Annotated in this window: 14 protein-coding genes; 5 read left to right on the forward strand and 9 right to left on the reverse strand. The window is 59.0% G+C overall.

What is annotated here, in order from left to right; translation table 11 throughout:
- Nucleotides 1-86: 86 nt before the first annotated feature.
- From E4021_RS02205 to E4021_RS02215, 3 genes are read right to left on the reverse strand one after another with little or no spacing between them, the layout of a single operon-like run.
- On the reverse strand, nt 87-1,133 hold the full coding sequence (locus tag E4021_RS02205; RefSeq protein WP_136456259.1) for a mandelate racemase/muconate lactonizing enzyme family protein: 1,047 nt from the start codon (nt 1,131-1,133) through the stop codon (nt 87-89).
- Nucleotides 1,114-2,202: a DUF1611 domain-containing protein gene (locus E4021_RS02210; protein ID WP_136456261.1), complete on the reverse strand. Its 1,089-nt coding sequence runs from the start codon at nt 2,200-2,202 to the stop codon at nt 1,114-1,116. The genes E4021_RS02205 and E4021_RS02210 overlap by 20 nt, the downstream gene beginning before the upstream one ends.
- Before the next feature lie 8 nt (nt 2,203-2,210).
- A complete protein-coding gene (locus tag E4021_RS02215) occupies nt 2,211-3,263 on the reverse strand; it encodes a pyridoxal-phosphate dependent enzyme (protein ID WP_136456262.1) in 1,053 nt (350 codons plus the stop codon).
- Between the two features lie 328 nt (nt 3,264-3,591).
- Between E4021_RS02215 and E4021_RS02220 the strand changes: the two genes are divergently transcribed.
- The gene (locus tag E4021_RS02220) at nt 3,592-4,482 is read left to right on the forward strand and encodes a dienelactone hydrolase family protein (protein WP_136456264.1); all 891 of its coding nucleotides are present in this window, start codon (nt 3,592-3,594) and stop codon (nt 4,480-4,482) included.
- Between the two features lie 49 nt (nt 4,483-4,531).
- On the opposite strand, the gene E4021_RS02225 is transcribed toward E4021_RS02220, so the two are convergent.
- Nucleotides 4,532-4,996 (reverse strand): sporulation protein, encoded by a 465-nt coding sequence (locus E4021_RS02225; RefSeq protein ID WP_136456265.1) that lies wholly within the window; start codon nt 4,994-4,996, stop codon nt 4,532-4,534.
- Between the two features lie 75 nt (nt 4,997-5,071).
- On the opposite strand from E4021_RS02225, the gene E4021_RS02230 reads away from it, so the two are divergent.
- Nucleotides 5,072-5,998 (forward strand): DUF58 domain-containing protein, encoded by a 927-nt coding sequence (locus tag E4021_RS02230; protein ID WP_136456266.1) that lies wholly within the window; start codon nt 5,072-5,074, stop codon nt 5,996-5,998.
- Here the strand turns inward: E4021_RS02230 and E4021_RS02235 are convergent.
- Entirely contained in the window at nt 5,995-10,689 is a 4,695-nt protein-coding gene (locus tag E4021_RS02235; RefSeq protein WP_136456268.1) for a hypothetical protein, read from the reverse strand. The genes E4021_RS02230 and E4021_RS02235 overlap by 4 nt on opposite strands.
- 11 nt (nt 10,690-10,700) lie before the next feature.
- Complete coding sequence (gene prmA / locus E4021_RS02240; protein ID WP_136456269.1) at nt 10,701-11,531, reverse strand: 50S ribosomal protein L11 methyltransferase; 831 nt, start codon at nt 11,529-11,531, stop codon at nt 10,701-10,703.
- Between the two features lie 131 nt (nt 11,532-11,662).
- On the opposite strand from prmA, the gene E4021_RS02245 reads away from it, so the two are divergent.
- Together E4021_RS02245 and tilS are read left to right on the forward strand one after the other, a co-directional pair.
- Nucleotides 11,663-12,136: a 23S rRNA (pseudouridine(1915)-N(3))-methyltransferase RlmH gene (locus E4021_RS02245; RefSeq protein ID WP_136456271.1), complete on the forward strand. Its 474-nt coding sequence runs from the start codon at nt 11,663-11,665 to the stop codon at nt 12,134-12,136.
- Nucleotides 12,133-13,467 carry a tRNA lysidine(34) synthetase TilS gene (gene tilS / locus E4021_RS02250; RefSeq protein WP_136456272.1) on the forward strand — a complete coding sequence of 445 codons (1,335 nt, stop codon included), beginning with the start codon at nt 12,133-12,135 and terminating at the stop codon, nt 13,465-13,467. Before E4021_RS02245 ends, tilS begins: the two co-directional genes overlap by 4 nt.
- Nucleotides 13,468-13,500: 33 nt before the next feature.
- On the opposite strand, the gene E4021_RS02255 is transcribed toward tilS, so the two are convergent.
- The 3 genes from E4021_RS02255 to E4021_RS02265 all read right to left on the reverse strand — a co-directional run bounded on the left by E4021_RS02255 (nt 13,501) and on the right by E4021_RS02265 (nt 17,265).
- Complete coding sequence (locus tag E4021_RS02255) at nt 13,501-14,397, reverse strand: OmpA/MotB family protein (protein ID WP_136456273.1); 897 nt, start codon at nt 14,395-14,397, stop codon at nt 13,501-13,503.
- Nucleotides 14,398-14,536: 139 nt separating this feature from the next.
- Nucleotides 14,537-15,934: a S8 family peptidase gene (locus E4021_RS02260; RefSeq protein WP_168797425.1), complete on the reverse strand. Its 1,398-nt coding sequence runs from the start codon at nt 15,932-15,934 to the stop codon at nt 14,537-14,539.
- Between the two features lie 179 nt (nt 15,935-16,113).
- Nucleotides 16,114-17,265, reverse strand: a complete 1,152-nt coding sequence (locus E4021_RS02265; protein ID WP_168797426.1) for a cytochrome c biogenesis protein — start codon at nt 17,263-17,265, stop codon at nt 16,114-16,116.
- A 150-nt stretch (nt 17,266-17,415) separates the two neighbouring features.
- Here E4021_RS02265 and E4021_RS02270 point away from each other — a divergent pair, with 150 nt between their 5' ends.
- The gene (locus E4021_RS02270) at nt 17,416-17,988 is read left to right on the forward strand and encodes a YqgE/AlgH family protein (protein WP_136456276.1); all 573 of its coding nucleotides are present in this window, start codon (nt 17,416-17,418) and stop codon (nt 17,986-17,988) included.
- Nucleotide 17,989: the final 1 nt, after the last annotated feature.

A 17,989-nucleotide genomic window follows, 5' to 3' on the forward strand; every position in this document is an offset into this window, starting at 1 on the left:
TAAATTTGCTGCCGGAGAGGTCAAACCACCGCTTCAGTCCGTAGCCCTTTCACGTGTATTGATCTGGTGCTCTATTGGGGCAACCCCTAGGTACCCAGCCCCGGTCGGCCGTTGGGGATAAGCACGCCACGGTCAAGCTGAAACAACTGACTGAAGGGATCAACCTTGAAATCAAGATGACCGTCCAGGTCCGCATAGGCGATGTTGGGTCGGCTCAGGGCGAAATGAAGACCGGCGGCAATACCAAGACCACATTCGTCCAGGCAGCCCACCATCACGTCGTTAGCCGCGGATTTCGCTACGCTGTTGATGTGCAGGGCGGGCCAGATTCCGCCTACCTTTTGCAACTTGATGTTGATCATGTCGGTGAGTTCGTGCTGCGTCAGTCGGAAGGCGTCGGCCAGGGTTTTCAGGCTTTCGTCGGCCATTACCGCAATCGGGGAATCGCGGGTCAGGGTTCCCATAACGGCTTCTTCCTTGATGCTGGTGGGCTGCTCCAGGATATCCACGCCGACCAACTGGGCGGCGCTGATGAAGTGCAGGGCCTGATCCAGGGTGTAACCCTGGTTCCCATCGAAGCGCAGTTTGATGTCGGGAAACTCCTTTCTGACCCTCCGGACGCGGGCGATGTCTTCCTCGACGTCCAACCCGCCCTTGATTTTGATGATACCAAATCCTTGCGAAACGAATTCCTTTGCCTTGACCATCGTTTCCGCCACCGGCAGAATTCCGATCGTAATACTGGTGGCAATCCGATTGCGGTATCCCCCCAGGAATTGATAGAGCGGTACACCGGCCGCTTTGGCAACGAGATCGTAGAGCGCGCTGTCGACCATGGCCAAGGCCGAGCTCCGCAGTTGGCCTCGTAGATCCTCGACAATGCGGGCGTAGTGAAACGGCTTGGCGTTGAGGAGGGCTGGTACGATGATCTCACCGATCGCTCGTTCGACCTCCTCCGCCCGTTCGTTGGTTACTGCCATGTCCGGGGCGGCACAACCGAAGCCAATGAGGCCGGAATCCGTGACCAGGCGAAGGGCAAAGTTGGTCGCCTTTCCGATCGTTTCGTAAGCGATGGTATAGGGTTCGATCAACTCAAGATCGTAGCGCTCGTATTCAACGTGGGTAATCCGCATGGCGGCGAAGGTACCGCGAAATCAGCTGCACGAGTTCACCGCTGCCGTGGGCCAGCACATCAAAACACGGCAAACCGGTTTCCTGGGTCACCTTGCGGCAGGCATTCTCGATTTCACCGGGAGCCAGTCCTTCGTGGTTTAGGGTTACGGCCAGCACCTCCCGTCCGGACACCACCTTGATGGCGTTGATCTGCTCCTGCAGAGGATGCAGTTTGTAGCCGGGAAAGCCATCGTATTCTTCCCGCGTGGGGGCGTGTTGCAGGATCACGTAGTCCGGACGTCCGGCGGCCAGGATCTCGAAACCGCCCGGGTAGGCGGGGTTCATCAGCGAACCCTGTCCCTCAATCACGATCGCATCGGGCTTCTCGTTGCGGTAGGCGCTGACCACGGCGTGCTCGATCTCTCCTGAGACGAAATCGTTGATGCAGCTGTCCATGATCATGGAATACTTCGCCCCCTGCATCCAGCCCGTCTGTCCCGTCCCGATCATTTCGGCGCGGTAGCCGGCGTCTTGGAGTCCATGGACAATGAGCCAGGCGGTGGTCCGCTTGCCGATCGCCGAATCGGTGCCCAGCACGGCCAATTTTAGGCAATCTACGGTCTCAATATCTCCGGTGAAGAAGTGAAGGTCGTCGCGGTCGGGAGTTTTTCTGACGTCGCGCACCTGCACCCCGTACCGCCGGGCGGCCTCCATCAGATTGGGGTCGTTGGAGATGAAATCGTGGAGTCCACTGTCGATATTCAGGCCAGCTTCGATGGCTTCCCTTACGGCCGTGCGACCGGCCTCGGGCAGGCGTCCGCCGTCCGGAGCCAGGCCGATTACGAAGTAACGGGGCTGCTCGGCAGACTGAGTGAGGGCATCCTGCAGGCAGGCAAATACCGGAATACCATTGGGTTTGCCATCGAGAACGGCTCCGCTATCCTGACCGGCGTAGCGCCGGTCAATAATGCCCAGTACGCGGTAGCGCTTCGTGAAGCGCGCCAGTCCGTGGGCAGTTTTTCCGTTTGGGGTATTGAATGCGCCATCCGCGTATACGATGGCATTTCCGTCAAGGGGTTCGGGTTGCATAAATGAATCTATCGTTTGGCGGTGAGTACCGCAACGCGCAAGGAATGTTCGGCTTCCGGTTGTTCGGAAAGTGCAATTAGGCCGGCGGTAGAGGCGGGCAGGACCTGTAGCGCTTCTTTCTGGCTCAGGTAAGTGGACATCCGCTTCATCTTCTGGTCTGACACGTGGTAGGCGTGACCCTTGCTGGCGTAGAGGGCATCCAGCGCTTCTTGTCCATCAAAGCTGTGCCAATTGATGAGCGGTTCGTTGATTTTCGTCTCGCGAATTTGCTCGGGCTTAAGGTCGATACAGCGCTTGCTTCCCGATAAGAAGGAGGTGATGATCGGATTCTTATCGGTTGAGGAAGCGGCGATCATACGCGGCAGTCCTTTGATGTGCCCTTTGTCGTACAGGCGTTCGAATCCCTGAAAGATACCCGCAAGCAGGGTGCCGTTAGAAACCGGTACCGCCACCGTGGAGGGCAGTTGTCCCAAGCGGCCCACGATCTCGTCGGCTATGGACGAATAGGCACGCAGTTGCAGGTCGGTATTGCCGTTGCCCGGGTTGGCGTTGTACCATCCCAGGCGCTCGGCTTCATCGTTGCTGAAGCTTACGATGTCTTCGTAGGTGCCGGAGGGGCGGTGTATGCGGGCACCCAGACGCTCCATTTCCGCCAGGCGGTGCGTATGGTAACTGGCCGGCACGTAGATCTCGCAGTCGAGGCCGGCCAGCTGGGCGGCCAGGGCCACGGCAACGCCGTAGTTTCCGCAGGTAGCCAGGGCGACCGTATCGTGTCCCTCGATCAGGGCATCCTCAACGTGCGCGAAGGCGATCCGGTCCTTTTGGGTGCCAGTCGGGTTATCGCCTTCGAATTTCAGGTAAAGATGACGGTGGTTGAAGTCGCGCTCCAGACCCCGCGACCGCCGCAGCCAGGTATCGCCAATTTCGGAGGCAATGAGTTCCGAAAAGGCAGCGATCCGGTCCAGTTGCGGGGCGCTGCGGTCACTACTGATTTCTGCCAGGTTGCGGGCGTGTTGGGATACGGTGTTACTGGCCGTTCGCACGGCGTCTCTTAAGGTCATAGGGGGTATGGATCTGGCAGTTGAAACGGTACGGCAACGGGAGGGTTGGACCATCGGACGGGAATGTGGCCTCGTTCGCCACGAATGGGCCATCGGCGGGCACCAAAGGGGTGCTGAACGGGTAGATTGCGCAACGCCGGGGGAAGATCCACTACGGTTTAAAGCTTTTCACGTAAGGAAAACATCGGGCGGGCCCTCAGGTTCTGGCGCGCGTAATGTTATGCGGGCACAGGTTAAGGGTGTTGCCAGGGACCGTCATACAGGGTATACAGCGCCCTGGACTTACAAAATGGAGGAGATCGGCTATCTTACCTGAAATGAATCCCGTATGGCCAAGATCGACAAAAAATCCCTCGACCCTGAAGTGTATCGCCTCTTCGACCGCTACGTGCACAGTCATCTCGAGCGGCGCGAATTTATGGAGCGCCTGGGTGCTTTCGCCGTGGGCGGACTCACGGTGAAGGGCATCCTGGATTTTCTCCAGCCGAAATACACCACCGCCGTGCAGGTAAGCGCGGCCGATCCGCGTATTGAAGGGGAGTACATCACCTACCCTTCCCCTAAGGGAGGGGGAGGGATCCGCGCCCTGCTCGTCCGGCCGGCTGCAGGTCAGGAAACGCGCCCCGGCGGCGTACTGGTGGTACACGAAAACCGGGGCCTCAACCCCTACATTGAGGACGTGGCTCGCCGTGCGGCTTTGGCCGGATTCGTTACCCTGGCCCCCGATGCGCTGAGCCCACTGGGGGGTTATCCGGGAAACGACGACGATGGGCGTGAACTGCAGCGGCAGCGAGACCGCGACGAAATGCTCGAAGACTTCATCGCCGGCTATGAATACCTGCGGTCCCTGCCAGACAGCAACGGAAAGGTAGGCGTGGTAGGTTTCTGCTTCGGCGGCAGCATTGCCAATCATATGGCAGTACGGTTACCCGAGCTGGCCGCCTCCGTTCCCTTTTACGGCGGACAGCCACCCCTGGAAGAGGTCCCCAAAATTGTGACACCACTTATGCTGCAGTACGCCGCTCTCGACGAGCGGGTGAATGCCGGATGGCCCGATTACGCGCGGGCATTATTGGAACACGGGAAGCAACATTCCGCTCACGTATACGCCGACGTCCAGCACGGTTTTCACAACGACACTACCCCGAGGTACGACGAGTCAGCCGCCAAGCTGGCCTGGGAGCGCACGGTAGATTTCTTCACCCATTATCTGAGTTGAACCACCGGGACGGCCGCTGCGGCTTTTCACGGCACCTGCGACCGCGGCCTTACTGATTCAGGATCTGCTTGTCGAAAGGATTGAGGCCCACGCCCTGGACCTGCGCCTCGGCCTCAATGCGGTACTCGCTGTTGACGTTGCGCAGTTTCTTGGCCGCCCAGGCGAGGCCGCCAAAAATGGGATTGCGGCTGCCGAATTCGTCGACCGGGGAAGCCACAGGCTGAAAAAAGAGCCGGAAATTGATCTCCACGGGCACCCCCTCGGCGGGCACCTCGACCAGGTCGGTAATGACCTGCCGCCCAAGCTCGTATTCGTCTACCAGTTGCGAATCTTCCCGCCCCCGGGAGTATTTCTCGACCATGACGATCTTGATGGCCGTAACCGTCTGTGCGTGCTTGCTGGTCAGACGGACGCGTCCGGACAGGCTCCCCATCCGCGGATCGAAGTCTGGCGACAACACCAGTTCCAGCTTTACGCCTTCGATCCCCAACCATTGTTTTACTTTACCTAGCATACGCCGAAGTTAGTACGATAACCGATTCGCTTCCGTTGTATTCGACAAACGCCGCCCGGCCCGATAAGTTAGACTATGCAGCTCATTACCAACGAACAGGTCCGCAACCTTGGCAACCTCGAACTTCTGGCCCGGCAGGTGGTGGAAGGTTTTATCATCGGGCTGCACAAAAGCCCCTTCCACGGTTTCAGCGTTGAATTCGCCGAGCACCGGATCTACAATCAGGGCGAGCCTACCCGAAACATCGACTGGAAGGTGTTCGCGCGCACCGACAAGATGTACACCAAGCGGTACGAGGAAGAGACCAACCTGCGGTGCCAGATCGTGGTCGACAGCAGCTCCAGCATGTACTTCCCGGAAGTGAGCGACCGCAGTGCCGACCACGTGAATAAGATTCGCTTTTCCGCCCTCGCCGCCGCCAGTCTTATGAACCTGCTGATGAAGCAACGCGACGCCTTTGGGCTCACCTTCTTCAACGAAGGCGTCGACCTGCACACGCGCCCTAAATCGAGCACCACGCATTACCGGTTGATGCTCACTTATCTGCAGCAACTGATCGACCGGCCTACCCACGACATCCGCACCAGCACCGCCGCGGCCCTACACCAGATTGCCGACAGCATTCACCGCCGCTCTTTGGTCATCTTGTTCAGCGATATGTTCGACGAGACCGAGCGGGAGGATGAGGTTTTCGCCGCCCTGCAACACCTCAAGCACGCCAAGCATGAGGTCGTACTCTTCCACACGGTCGACACCAGTAAGGAGATCAATTTCGAGTTCGAAAACCGCCCCTACGAGTTTATCGACATGGAGAGCGGCGAACGCATCAAACTGCAGCCGCAGCAGGTGCGGGAATACTACGTAGAACAGGTGGCCGCGTACCAGGAGCGCCTGCGCCTGAAGTGCCTGCAGTACCGCATCGACTACGTGGAGGCCGACATTCAGGCCGGCTTCCGGCCTATCCTGCAGCAATATCTCGTGAAACGGGCCCGGATGCGCTAGTTATCTGACCCGAAGGCCGCCTGCACACGCCGAAGGAAGGTCTGGGCCGTGCCGGGGGTCACTTCCAGGATCTCGTAGGTCAGTCCGTCCTCCATTTCCAGGACCAGATCTTTGGGCTTGGTTTCGCGCAAGGCGTTCATGAAGGCGTTGTTGTTGCTCACCACGTTCAGGATCCCGTCCTTGAAGCCGAAAAAGTAGTAGGTTTCACTCGGCGATTTGATGAACAGGTAGAGTCGGTCGTCGCCGCCGGTAGTCATCTTCACTTCCAGGTAGGACTCAAATCGGCGGCTGATCGGTTTCCCGGCTACGGAGGCCAGTCCGTTCAGCGGCTGTGTACTCACAAATGACTGGTAGTCGGTATTCCACCGAAGCTTCATGTCACTGAACAGGAAGGTATGGCGGTTCACCGCGGGTGCCAGGTCCATGGCGTCGGCCGAAAGGCCGGCAATGGCGCGCTCCCGGTCGGGTCCGGCCGGAAAGAGGTTCGCGATGCCGGCGGTGGCAAAGGGTATCCGCTGGTTGATGCCCAGCTGGGGCGCGCTGTAGGCACCGGATACGAGATCATTGGTCATGATGGCTACGAGCGGCGCGGGCAAGATCAGGTCAATGGCCGCCATGACTTCTGCGTTGGTCTCCGGATAACGCTCCTCCTCGGGCGCGGCCACGCTCAGCTTCAGTTCGGTGACGTCGGTGGCAGGGGCCTCCTCGGTTTCTTCTTCCAGGAGGAACATGTTGTCGGTCAGCGTGCCGCCCTCGCCTTCCGCCGCCGTTGAATCAGAGGTTTCGGTCGTAGTCTCGTTGATGGCTACTTCCGGCTCGGCTTCGGGTTGAAACTGTTCGGGAAGTTGCATCGAAATCGTGCCGTAGGTTTTCATGGCGATGTACTTCAGCCGTCCGCCAATTCCGAGCAGGCCGTCGCCGCTGACGGTACCCGTGGCGTGATCAAAAACCATCAGGTTACCTTCCACCGAAGCCGGATCGTTGATCCGCACGGAATCGCCGAAGAGGAAGGCATCCCGGTCTTCGTCGTAAGTGAAGACGCCCGCGGCATCCAAGATGGGGTGATCGACGCGACGGTCGGGTGTGCGGATCATTGCCGGGTAGACGTGCCGGTCCGGCTTACTGAGGTAGAAGCCCGTGTAAAGCGGTTTGCCGCTCGGATCCAGGACACCTTCGGTCTTGAGCACGAGATTGTTCTTGTCGCCCTCACTCTGGACGACGAACCACTCGGCGGCGGGAAGTTTCTCAGCCTCAATGCGAGCGAAACCGTCGAAAGCCAGTTCCTTGCTGCCGGCATCCAGTTCTATGGTACCGTAGAATCGGGTCTTGTCGTCGATATAAAATTCCGTTTCCTCCGGGATCTCCCCCTTTGCGCGGGTAGCAGTAGCTTTCTCGGATCGTAGGCCCATACCTACGCGGGTGCCGACGATATCCTGCAGTTCCACTTCCTGCTCGTGGTCCCCGACGTTGTACTGGTAGAAGCCGGAGGCCGTGTATTCCTTCCGTCCGGCGATGTCGACGGTGGCGCGGTTGATGACGTGGTACTGATTCAGGGTGTCGGCGATGATGCGCGCGTTGGTCAGCTGCGCCACCTTGCCCCCCGAGCGCACTACAATCGCGCTGTCACCGGGGATGATGCGTGCGTCGGCGCTCACGATGTAGGGTACCCCTCCCACCTCCAGTTGCCCCTCGAGGGTGTTGTAGACGGCTGTATTGCCGGTGAATGTGAGGGTGTCCTGATCGGGATTGATACTTGTGAAGCGATCCTTTCCCTCCCCGGTATTGAACTTGATCTCTCCCCCTGCCATGTCCCAGGCGAAACGGTCGCTGCTCGTCTTGAACTGGATATAGGGCATTTCCGTGCTCTGCTCCGTGCCGTTGTTGCGAAACTCCGCCGTACTCCGATCAAAATCAAAGGCTCCGGACACATTCGTAGTGGTCAGGGCGATGCCACCCTCCCCGTCGAGGCTCTTGATGTTTACGGTGGCCGTATCGACGTTGACGGTCTTGGTCCCAAAGCGAAAATCGGCGCTGGCCACTTCAGCCTGCGACCATTCCAGGGTACCGCCTCCCCGCAGTGCCTTTGGCTGTAGTACCAGTGAACCGTCAAAACGGTGGTCACCCGTACCAAACAGATTAAAAGTACCGCCGTCCCGGGGCGTAACTACCAGGGAATCGCCGTAGGGCCTGAAGGTCACATTGACTTCCTGCCCCACCACTTGGGGGACGGGGCGGGCGGGGTCGGTGCTTTCCTGCAGCACGAAGGACTGGGCTACGGTGGTGGCGCTGTCCACTCCGAAGACAATTTCCGGACTGGTAATTTCCGCCTCCAGGTAGCGGAAGGTACCGTTTCCGACCAGACCGCTGTTGTTGAGGGTGACCTCACCGGTGTACGTGCCGCGATCGCCGTAGGCCATTTGTCCGACCGAGTCGGTAGAGGTGACGAAGCCCAGGCTACCGTCTTCCTGTACGCTAAGCGTGCGCGCCATGCGCGGAAAGATGCCTCCGCTTACCAGTTCGCCCTTTAGTCCCAGACCGGATTCGGTAAGACTGTCCAGGTTATTCAGGCTGAACGGTACCAATTCGAAATAAAAGCTGTCGCGCGAATACAGGGAGGCGGTGTCGGCCTGGTCGTAATAGATGTACGAGGGTCCCCGAGTCTGAATGCTGGGGAAATATCCGATATTTTCGGAACCGCTTTTGTTCTTTGGGGCATCCAGGAGTACGTAGCCGCTGACGTTTTCAATTCGGCTGGCGGTGGAAAGACGTTGCACCCCATCCTTGATCTCCCCCCCCTCGGGAAGGAAGAGGTCGATGTACTTAACCGAATCGAACTGAATGTAATACGGCTCGTACTTAAAGTGAAAGTCGCTCCCACTCAGGATCGCCCCGCCGGCGTAAACCTGTCCGCCAAAATCAAGGTTACGGTCCCCGACGATGGCCACCTGTTCGGCAAAGGGCCGGATGGCGACCTGTTTGCGCGCGTTCAACTGGATCGGGCGTACGCCTTCCACCAGGATCGTCCCGGCCTTCAAATCCAGAAAGGCATTGAGCTCTTCGGTACTGCTGACGATCTTGAGCTTATCGTAGTCTTTTGCCTCGCGTTCTGACTCTACGTAGTGGGCGAGTTTGGGCTTCAGGATGACCTGGGCCTTTTCCGGATCGTAGGATAGGAAGCCGCGGGACTGCAGGTCGAAGAGGGCGGATTCAATGCTTTTGGCCGTAAGACCCTCCTGAAAATAGTCGGCTAGGGAGTTGGCGGACAGGGTATCCGTAGGGTAAGCCAGTTGGGCGCGGTACCGATAGATCAGTTCCAGGGGGTGAAAACCGGCCAGAGCCTTTATCTGAAGGTAATCCCGGTGGTCGAAGTAGTTTTCACTTTCCAGCACCACGTCGCCTTTTTCCTGAAAACTAACGGTCTTGCGGCCCACTACGGCGCTGTCGCCGCGCAGGTATACGTTGATGTTATCCGCGTCGATATTGAAGCGGTTCATGCTGTGGTAAAAGGGCGCGGCGTCGGAGCTGCTCTCGGTACGTTTCAGTTTTACGAGGGCCTCCTTGATGTCAACGTCGATGCTTGCGCTCGGGTGCACGAGGCTGTCCTGGCCGAAGTATAGGGCCAGCTTGACCTTCTGGCCGGTCAGTCGCTCTCCGGGAACGACGACGAACTGCGTGGCCTGCGCCTGCATTTTGCGGCTGCCGTCCTCTCCGGTGACGTCGAAGTATACCACGCCGTCCGTACCCTCTTCCGTGGTGGCGTACGCGCGGCCGCCGTGCAGCTCGAAGCGCCCCCGCATACGCATGCCTTCACCGATGTTGTCCACCACCAACATGGGGTTATCGCTCACGAACTCGGGGACGTCGCCGGCCGCCCGCGGACCCCCGGATTGAAGCCGATCTTCAAAGGACCCATAGATGATCCGATCGCCGAAGTAGGTCGGGTACTGCAGATGAGCGGAATCCGACGTAAGATGATTTAGTCGCGGATCCACCTGGTAATCCACCAGCCGCACGAAGATGTCCGAGGGCAGCCCGACACGCTGCCAGTCGGTACGTCCTCCCTTGCCCATGAAGCGGTTGTTAGTCAGGTCGATGATGATCTTCGTTTCCTGGATCGCGAAACTGTCCGTCTTCATACTGGCCAGCAACTGCTGCACCTTATCGACCACAAGCAAGGGAACCGCATCGTAAGTAAAACTTGGTGTGCCACCGGCTACTTTCCAGCCGTAAGGCCCGCTGTCGCGGTCGAGGCGCCCCCGACTGAGGTAGTTAAGGCTATTCTCGAGCAGGTTCGTCAAGCCCGCGGGGGTGAGGGCAGGATCGGCCAGGGTGCGTTCCAGCACGTCATGAAAACCGGCAAACAGTTCCTGCTTCTCTTTTTCCTTTCCCGACAGGTAGGCTAATATTTCCAGGTAATCGGCCATGCCGAATTCTGCACGCACGTTGGCCCGGGCGAGCGCCACGGTTGCAGATTTGACGCGTTGCTGTTGCTCGGCAGTGAGTCCGCCGCCATACAGGGTGCCGGTAAAGTTGGCGTAGGCAGTGCGGGCCCGGTCGTTGCGGGTGGCCGTCATGTAGGTTTCAAGCTGTTCCTCGAAGGCCGGAAGCTCCGCATCCGCCGCCAAATCGGCAAGTTGCGCTCCGGCGGAAAGCGACAGGCACAGGAGTACACTCAGTAGGTAAAACCGCATATTGGCGTTGTTCATTCGCGCTTGAATTCTAAAGCCCGCCATCCCTCCCGACCCTCGCGCCGCTGAAGGGTAAACCCGAGGGACGAAAAGTGTTGCAGGATACGGTCTTCATCCTGTTCCAGAATACCACTGAGGAAGGCGGTGGCCCCGCTGCGCAGGCGCAGTTTCAACGCCTCCCCGGTGTCCAATAGTACGTTCCGATTGATGTTTGCCAGCACCAGGTCGTACGGCTGTCTTTCCGGTACGTCGGCAAGCGTACCCTCCACGATTTCATCGAGTTGTACGTCGTTGGCCGCAGCATTATCGATGGTATTTTCTACCGCTGCGGGCTCAATGTCCACCGCGTCCACACGCCGGGCCCCGAGTCGTTTGGCCAGGATGGCCAGCACCCCGGTGCCGCACCCGTAGTCGAGCACCGACTCCCCCACCCCGCCCCGGGCGTAGTAGTCCATGAGCAGCTCGCACATCATGTAGGTGGTGGCGTGGTGACCGGTACCGAATGCCATCCGCGGATCGATCACCAATTCGTGGGACACCAAGGGGTCGGCAGGGTGAAAACTGGCGCGGATGAGCAATCGGTCCCCAACCCGAATAGGGGCAAAGCCGCTTTCCCACACCTCATTCCAGTTGCGTTCCTCGACCGCTTCGTGGCTGTAGTTGAAGGTATACTCTGCTTTTAGTTCCTCAATGACTTTAACCCAGCGCGCGTGGTCATTGCTGAGGGCGTACGCCAGAACACCGTATGTCTCCTCCAGAAAGGAATCGAACCCGGCATCGGCCAGGTGGGCAATCAGAATCTCGGTCAGCTCGGGAGCACACTCGATACGGTAAGCAGTATACATAATTACGGGAGGGTATGGGGGACATGAGATCGGCGCAAGGTAGGCCAGTATGGGTTACCCGGGCACCCGGGTTGAGCAAATTTGCCCTTGCACCGCTTACCTTACCTTACACCCGAAGAAAGCAGGATAACGTGAAGGTACAGGTATACTACACCGGAAAAACATCGGAGCAATACCTCCGTACGGGGGAAGAGATTTACATTCGACGGCTCGGACACTACCTACCCATCACCTTTACCGTTCTGCCTGATATTAAGCAGGGAGGAAAGCTGACCCCGGAGCAACTCATTGACCGTGAAGGTCAGGCCCTACTCGACAAGATAAATCCGGATGACCGCCTGGTGTTGCTCGACGAAGGGGGCAGTACGTACGGGAGCGTGGCTTTCGCCGAATGGCTGGAACGGGAACTGCACCGCCCCGCCCGCCGGCTGGTGTTCGCCGTGGGGGGTGCCTTTGGCTTTTCGCGGCAGGTATACGACCGCGCCGACCACACCATCAGTCTGAGCGCCATGACCTTTAGTCACCAGATGGTCCGCCTGTTTTTCGCGGAGCAGCTGTACCGTGCCATGACCATCATCCGCAACGAAAAGTATCACAATTCGTGAGTACGGATCACGAGCTCACGCAGCGCCTCCGGGACTTCGTGGCGCGGGAGCAACTGTTCTCCCGAACCGACCGACTGCTCGTGGCAGTAAGCGGAGGCCTTGACAGCACGGCTCTGGCTCACCTGCTGCTGCAAGCGGGGTACGCTATCGGACTGGTGCACTGCAACTATCAATTACGGGGCAAGGCCTCCGAGCAGGATGCCGTAATGGTACAACAACTGGCGACGGAATGGCAGGTCCCCTTACATTCAACGGTAATGACCCTCACTCGCAAAGAGTCCGGCAAATCAATCCAATTAGAGGCAAGGGATAAACGTTACTTATATTTTCGGAAAACATTGGATGAGTACAATTACTCCATTCTGTGTACCGGCCACCATCTCGACGATTCCCTGGAAACGACACTTATCAATCTGATCCGGGGCACGGGGTTGGCCGGTCTGCGCGGGATCCCACCCAAGACCAGCTTCCCGGTAGCAAGGCCCCTGCTGGAATTTACGCGGCAGGAAATTCTGGAATACGCCAGGGAGAAGCAGTTGACATGGCGCGAAGACGAGAGTAACCGCGAAGAAAAGTACCTGCGCAACGCCCTGCGACACCGCGTGGTGCCGGGGCTCCGCGCCCTGGGCATGCAGGATGCCGGACTCCGCACTACCCTCGCCCACCTCCGTTCGGCGGAACGCTTCATGGAGCATGGAATGCTTGCCGTGCCCGGTGTTTCCGCGAAGGGGGGGATCGTGACCGTACGGCGGGAACTGACCGGGCTGTCACGTGAAGACACCCTCACCCTGCTGCATCACCTCACGCGGACGATGGGCTTCACCGACGAGCAGTTGCAGCAGTTGGTGGATGCCAGGAGAAACATCACGGTCTTTTCAGCCGCTCACCGGGGGGATGCGGACACGCGGCGGATTCGCTGCGCTCCGCAGGTCCCTGCTTGGGAGTCCGTAACCATTGAGGATTTGCCGTATACTGCTGCGCTCCCCGGTGGGCAAATACGCCTTGAGAAAGTGAACCAACCGAGCCGAGTGGACCGACCCGGTTACCAGTACTGCCGGCTTCCCGACCTACCCTTGCACCTGCGACCCCGGCAGCCCGGTGATCGTTTTCTGCCCTTTGGCATGGCGGGCCGATCCAAGAAAGTGCAGGACCTGCTGACGGATGACAAGGTCCCGGCCTGGGAAAAGGATCACGTGCCGATGCTCTGTGACCAGGACGGAGCAATCATCGCCGTGGTGGGCTACCGCATCAGCCATCCACACGCCGTGCGCGGTGACGAGACGGAGGTCCTGCAGATCCGGTGGGAAAAGGAAAGCCCCGATCCGTCGTGACGAATCGGGGCTTCACCCATAAAGTTTAACCGTTTATTCCGGGACCTTCGAGGGGTCGAGCAGGTCGTAGAACTGATCCAGCTTGGGCAGCAGGATGATACGGGTGCGGCGGTTGATCGAGCGGTTTTCGGCGGTCGAGTTGTCAACCAGTTGGTTGTATTCTCCGCGACCGGCGGCGACCAGACGGTTGGGATCGATGTTGTACTTGTTCTGCAGGGCTTTTACCACGGCCGTGGCGCGCAGAACGGAGAGGTCCCAGTTGTCCTTCACACAGGCAGAATTGATGGGCACGTTATCGGTGTAGCCTTCGACCATGATCTCCAGCGTGGGGCGATCCTTGGCGATGCTGGCGATCTTGGCGAGTACTTCGCTGGCGCGCTCGGTGATCTGGTAGCTCCCGCTCTTGTAGAGCATCTTGTCGGAGAGGTTGATGTAGACGACGGTCTTGTCGACCTGGATGTTGACGTCCTCGTCCTCAATGCCTTCCTTCAGGGCGCTCTTCAGGTTTACGGCCAGGGCCAGGTTGATGGAGTCGGCCTTGGACTTGGCGGCCTGGAGCAGGCGGATGTAGCGGTCCTTGCCCTGCAGCTGCTCGAGGGTCTTGCCGATGTTCTGGTTGGCACCCTGGCTCAGTACGGTGAGGTCACCTACCTGTTCCAGTTGGGCGTCGCGCTGCTTGCGCAGGTCAGCGATCTGCTCTTCGCGCAGCGTGGCCTGGGCCTGGGCGGTTTCCAGACGGTTCTGGACCTGGATTTCCCGACGTTCGCACTCCGCAAGCTGCTGGGCGTAGCGGTTAATTTCCTGGTTGCGCTGGGCGAGAAGTTCGTCTCTCGAAGCCAGGTCGGTCTGCAGCGACTCGTACTTCTTTTTGCTTACGCAGGACGAAAGTCCCATCAGCATGACGAGGAGTAAAACGGGTATTTTGTACATAATAATTAATTGAAAAAGGCTCCTTGCCCTCCACCGAAGCGGTGGCGTAAGGCCGAAAAGCCAAGGCATGTTCGTGATTAGGTTTCCGGGATAAAGATTCGGAAAATTTGGCAAACCCGCGTGGAGATTTGCAAAAAGACTAGAAGACCACGGCGGAAAATACGCCCCTTTTTCCATCGTCCGAGATCTCGAGCAGGTAATAGCCGGCCGGCAGGGTGTGGAGGTCCACTGCTAAACGCGCCGGCGATCCGGCTAGTGTTTCAATCCGCGGAATTAATACCAGTCTGCCCAGGGCGTCGTACACCCGCAACCGCACCGCGGGCGACAAGGCCGGTGCGGAAGTGGTCAGGATGATTTCTCCCCCGGTCGGGTTGGGGTGCCCGCTGCGTATGGTGAAGTCGTCTTGATCCCCGTCGCATTCGTCAAGCAATGCCAGTTGGGCCGCCCCGACGTCAAGTATTCCCCCGGTGCGGGTTCGGGAGACCAGAGCTTCCCGTGGCTGGACCGAGGCCAGGATTACCTCCTTTACCATTCGGGCGGCGCGCGCGGGTTCCGTAAATGATCGGTTGAGCAAGGCCGGGCAGGGCGAGGCATACAGCAGGGCCACCGCCCCCGTGACGTAGGGCGCCGCCGCGCTCGTACTCCCAAATCCTGCGTAAGTGCCCCCCGATCGAGTCGTGAAACTTCCCTCCCCCGGGGCGGCCAGATCAATATTCCCCCTTCCGTAGCCGGCGGAAGTCTGTAGGCGGTCATCAGCATCGACGTTGGTTACGCCAATGATAAAATCACTGGGGCAATCGGTGGGCATATCCCCGATGATGTCCACGTCCTCCGGCACGTTCGCTACGCTGGCGGCGGTTAGCACGCCGACGGCTCCCAGGCGATCGTACATGCCGCCCCAGACGGGAAAATCCGCGCAGGTGGCCCCTTCAATTCCGAAGCTGGCGTTCGTGGCGACGACGAAAGCGCCCCCTCCCCCCCTACTCTCGTTGAAGACCTGTCGCTGTCGGATGACGTACTCATAGGCGGCGATGATATCCGCCACCGTCGCGATCTGGAGCAGCATCAGGTTTATGTCCCAGTTGGTCCCGGCCACCCCTACCCGGTTGTCGCCCGCCGCACCAAGCAGGCCGGCTACGGCGGTGCCGTGATTGTCGGCGTCGTACCGCGAAGTGGATGTGGTAAAATTCCAGCCGTTGGTGTCGTCTACTAATCCGTTACCGTCGTTATCCAGGTTGTCGCCGGGTGTTTCAGCCGGGTTGCGCCACAGGTTGCCGACGAGATCTTCGTGGTCGGCATCGAATCCGGCATCCAGGACGGCGACCACGATGGGCGTACCGTTCTGCGTCGTGCCACCCGTAGTCAAGTTCCAGGCATTTTCGAAGCCAGCCCGGGCCAGGTTGTCCTGTTGGGGATAGAGGGGATCACCGGGCTGTCTGCGGGACTTAACCCGGTAATTATAGTGCACGTGCCGGACCCCCGGGGTACTGCGCAGCCGGAAAAGTTCCTTTGTGGCGGTGATGGAATCGGGAAACACCAAGAGATCAATGGTCGGCCCCAGGCGGCGCACCGGTTGCCCGTTTGCGGCGTGTTTGGATACGCCACCAGCGTCTTGCCACTCGCATATAAGTTCCGTCGGTATGCGCTGCGCCGCCACCTTGGCGGTGAAACCGATCAAGCCCAGTAAAAGCCAGCAGTAGCGCAGGGCGACCACGGCTAGTGGACCTCCTGGCTGCGCAACAGTCGTTCTCCCAGGAGTCTGGCCCGGTAGGCCACCCCGGCCATCCAGCCACCGAAGAGCGTCCATCCGATGATGGTGGGGTAAAAGATCATTCGCATGGTATTGTCGAGATCCTCGCCGCCCATCGCCGGGTTACCCTCCGCACCAGGGTGCAGGCTGGTGGCGGACATGCGCGGTAGGATATAGATAAGGGGGATGAGGCAGGCAAAAGCGAAAATGTTGTACACCGCCCCCAGTCGTGCCCGCCGCTCGGGGTCGGGAAAGGCCGCACGCAGTACGAAGTATCCCGCGTAGATGAGCAAGGCGATCAGGGTGGTAAACTGCTTGATGTCCCAGTTCCAGAAACTGCCCCAGGTGTACTTGGCCCACACCGCGCCCGTCAGCAATCCCAGTATGCCGAAGAGCATGCCCACACCGGTAAAAACTACCGACCAGTGGTCGGCGCGCTCCAGGGAATTCACATTATTGAGATCCGCATGGTTGCTCACCCCCCCGGCTTCGAGCTTCGACTTCCGCCGGAGGTACTTGACGGCGTAAACTACCGCCGCAATGAAGAGAAACATCATGGCGAACCAGAGGCTGACGTGGAAGTAGGTATTGCGGATCGTCTCTCCCAACAAGCTCCGGTACGGAAAGGTCATGCCGGGGTGGGCAGTCAGTTCTCCAGGCTGCATAACGCCCTGGCGCCAATCGGCTTCTACCGCGGCTAGGTCGGCGGGTGCGGATTCTTGACGCATGACCACAACGTCGGGCGCTACAAACGCACCGCTTTCCGATCCGCTCACAATGAGCGACAGACGCTTGTTCTCTGGGCGGTCAGTGGGCAGGCCGTCGGGAAAGTTAAAGGTTACCGTGGCTCGGCGGTCGTCCAGCACCGTGACTTCAACAGCGCGCAGGGCGTAGCCCTCACCGTAATTCAACCAGGCCATAAGACCGTCCCGGTCGTCGGTGAACTGGGTGTTATAGCCCAGCAACTGAAACGATTGGGTGGCTCCGGCCTGCGCCGCGTTGGGGCTTACGTCGAGCAGGTTGGGCTTGAGGGGGACAAGCAGCCCCGCCACCAGGGCGTAAACGAGGATAATGACCGAGAGGGCTTTCCACCAGTGCTGCCGCATGAGCTTTTCCATAGGGCAAAGGTAAGTTAGGCCGGCGGCCAGGGGAAGCAGCGGACGCGACCGTAAGTCGTTTACTACAGTAAGGTGATGAAACGGTAAGTTTTGGATAACAAACCAAGCGTGCCGGACCATCGTTTCCTTGTTGAAAAGAACCCGCCCGCTATGTCCCAGGAAATCAAGAACGGAACGATACTGCTTGCTGAGCCCTTCATGCTCGACCAGAATTTCAAGCGCACCACCGTGCTGCTGGTCGAGCACAACGCAGAGGGAAGCATGGGCTTTATCATCAACCGGCCCGTCAGTCGCAAGCGCAGCAGTCCGATGCGGATCGACGAACTGGTCAAGGATTTTCCGGAATTCAATGCCCCGGTTTATTTCGGTGGACCGGTGGGTACAGATACCGTGCACTATCTGCACCGGAAAGGTGACCTGCTGGAGGGAAGCGAGGAGGTCATCAAGGGAATATACTGGGGCGGCAACTTCGAACAGCTCAAGGTTCTCATCGACCAGGGCGTCATCACGCCCCGCGACATTCGGTTCTTTGTAGGTTATAGCGGCTGGTCGGACCAGCAATTGCAGGAGGAGATCGACGGGGGCAGTTGGGTGACCGCAAAAATGTACCCCAACTACTTATTCAAAAGCGAGCCGGATGAATTGTGGGCTCAGGTCATGCAGAATAAGGGGAACACGTTCAGCGTCATCGCGGGCATGAGCGAGGAGGCCAATTACAACTGAT

The organism is Neolewinella litorea (assembly GCF_004803465.1).
Taxonomy (GTDB): domain Bacteria; phylum Bacteroidota; class Bacteroidia; order Chitinophagales; family Saprospiraceae; genus Neolewinella; species Neolewinella litorea.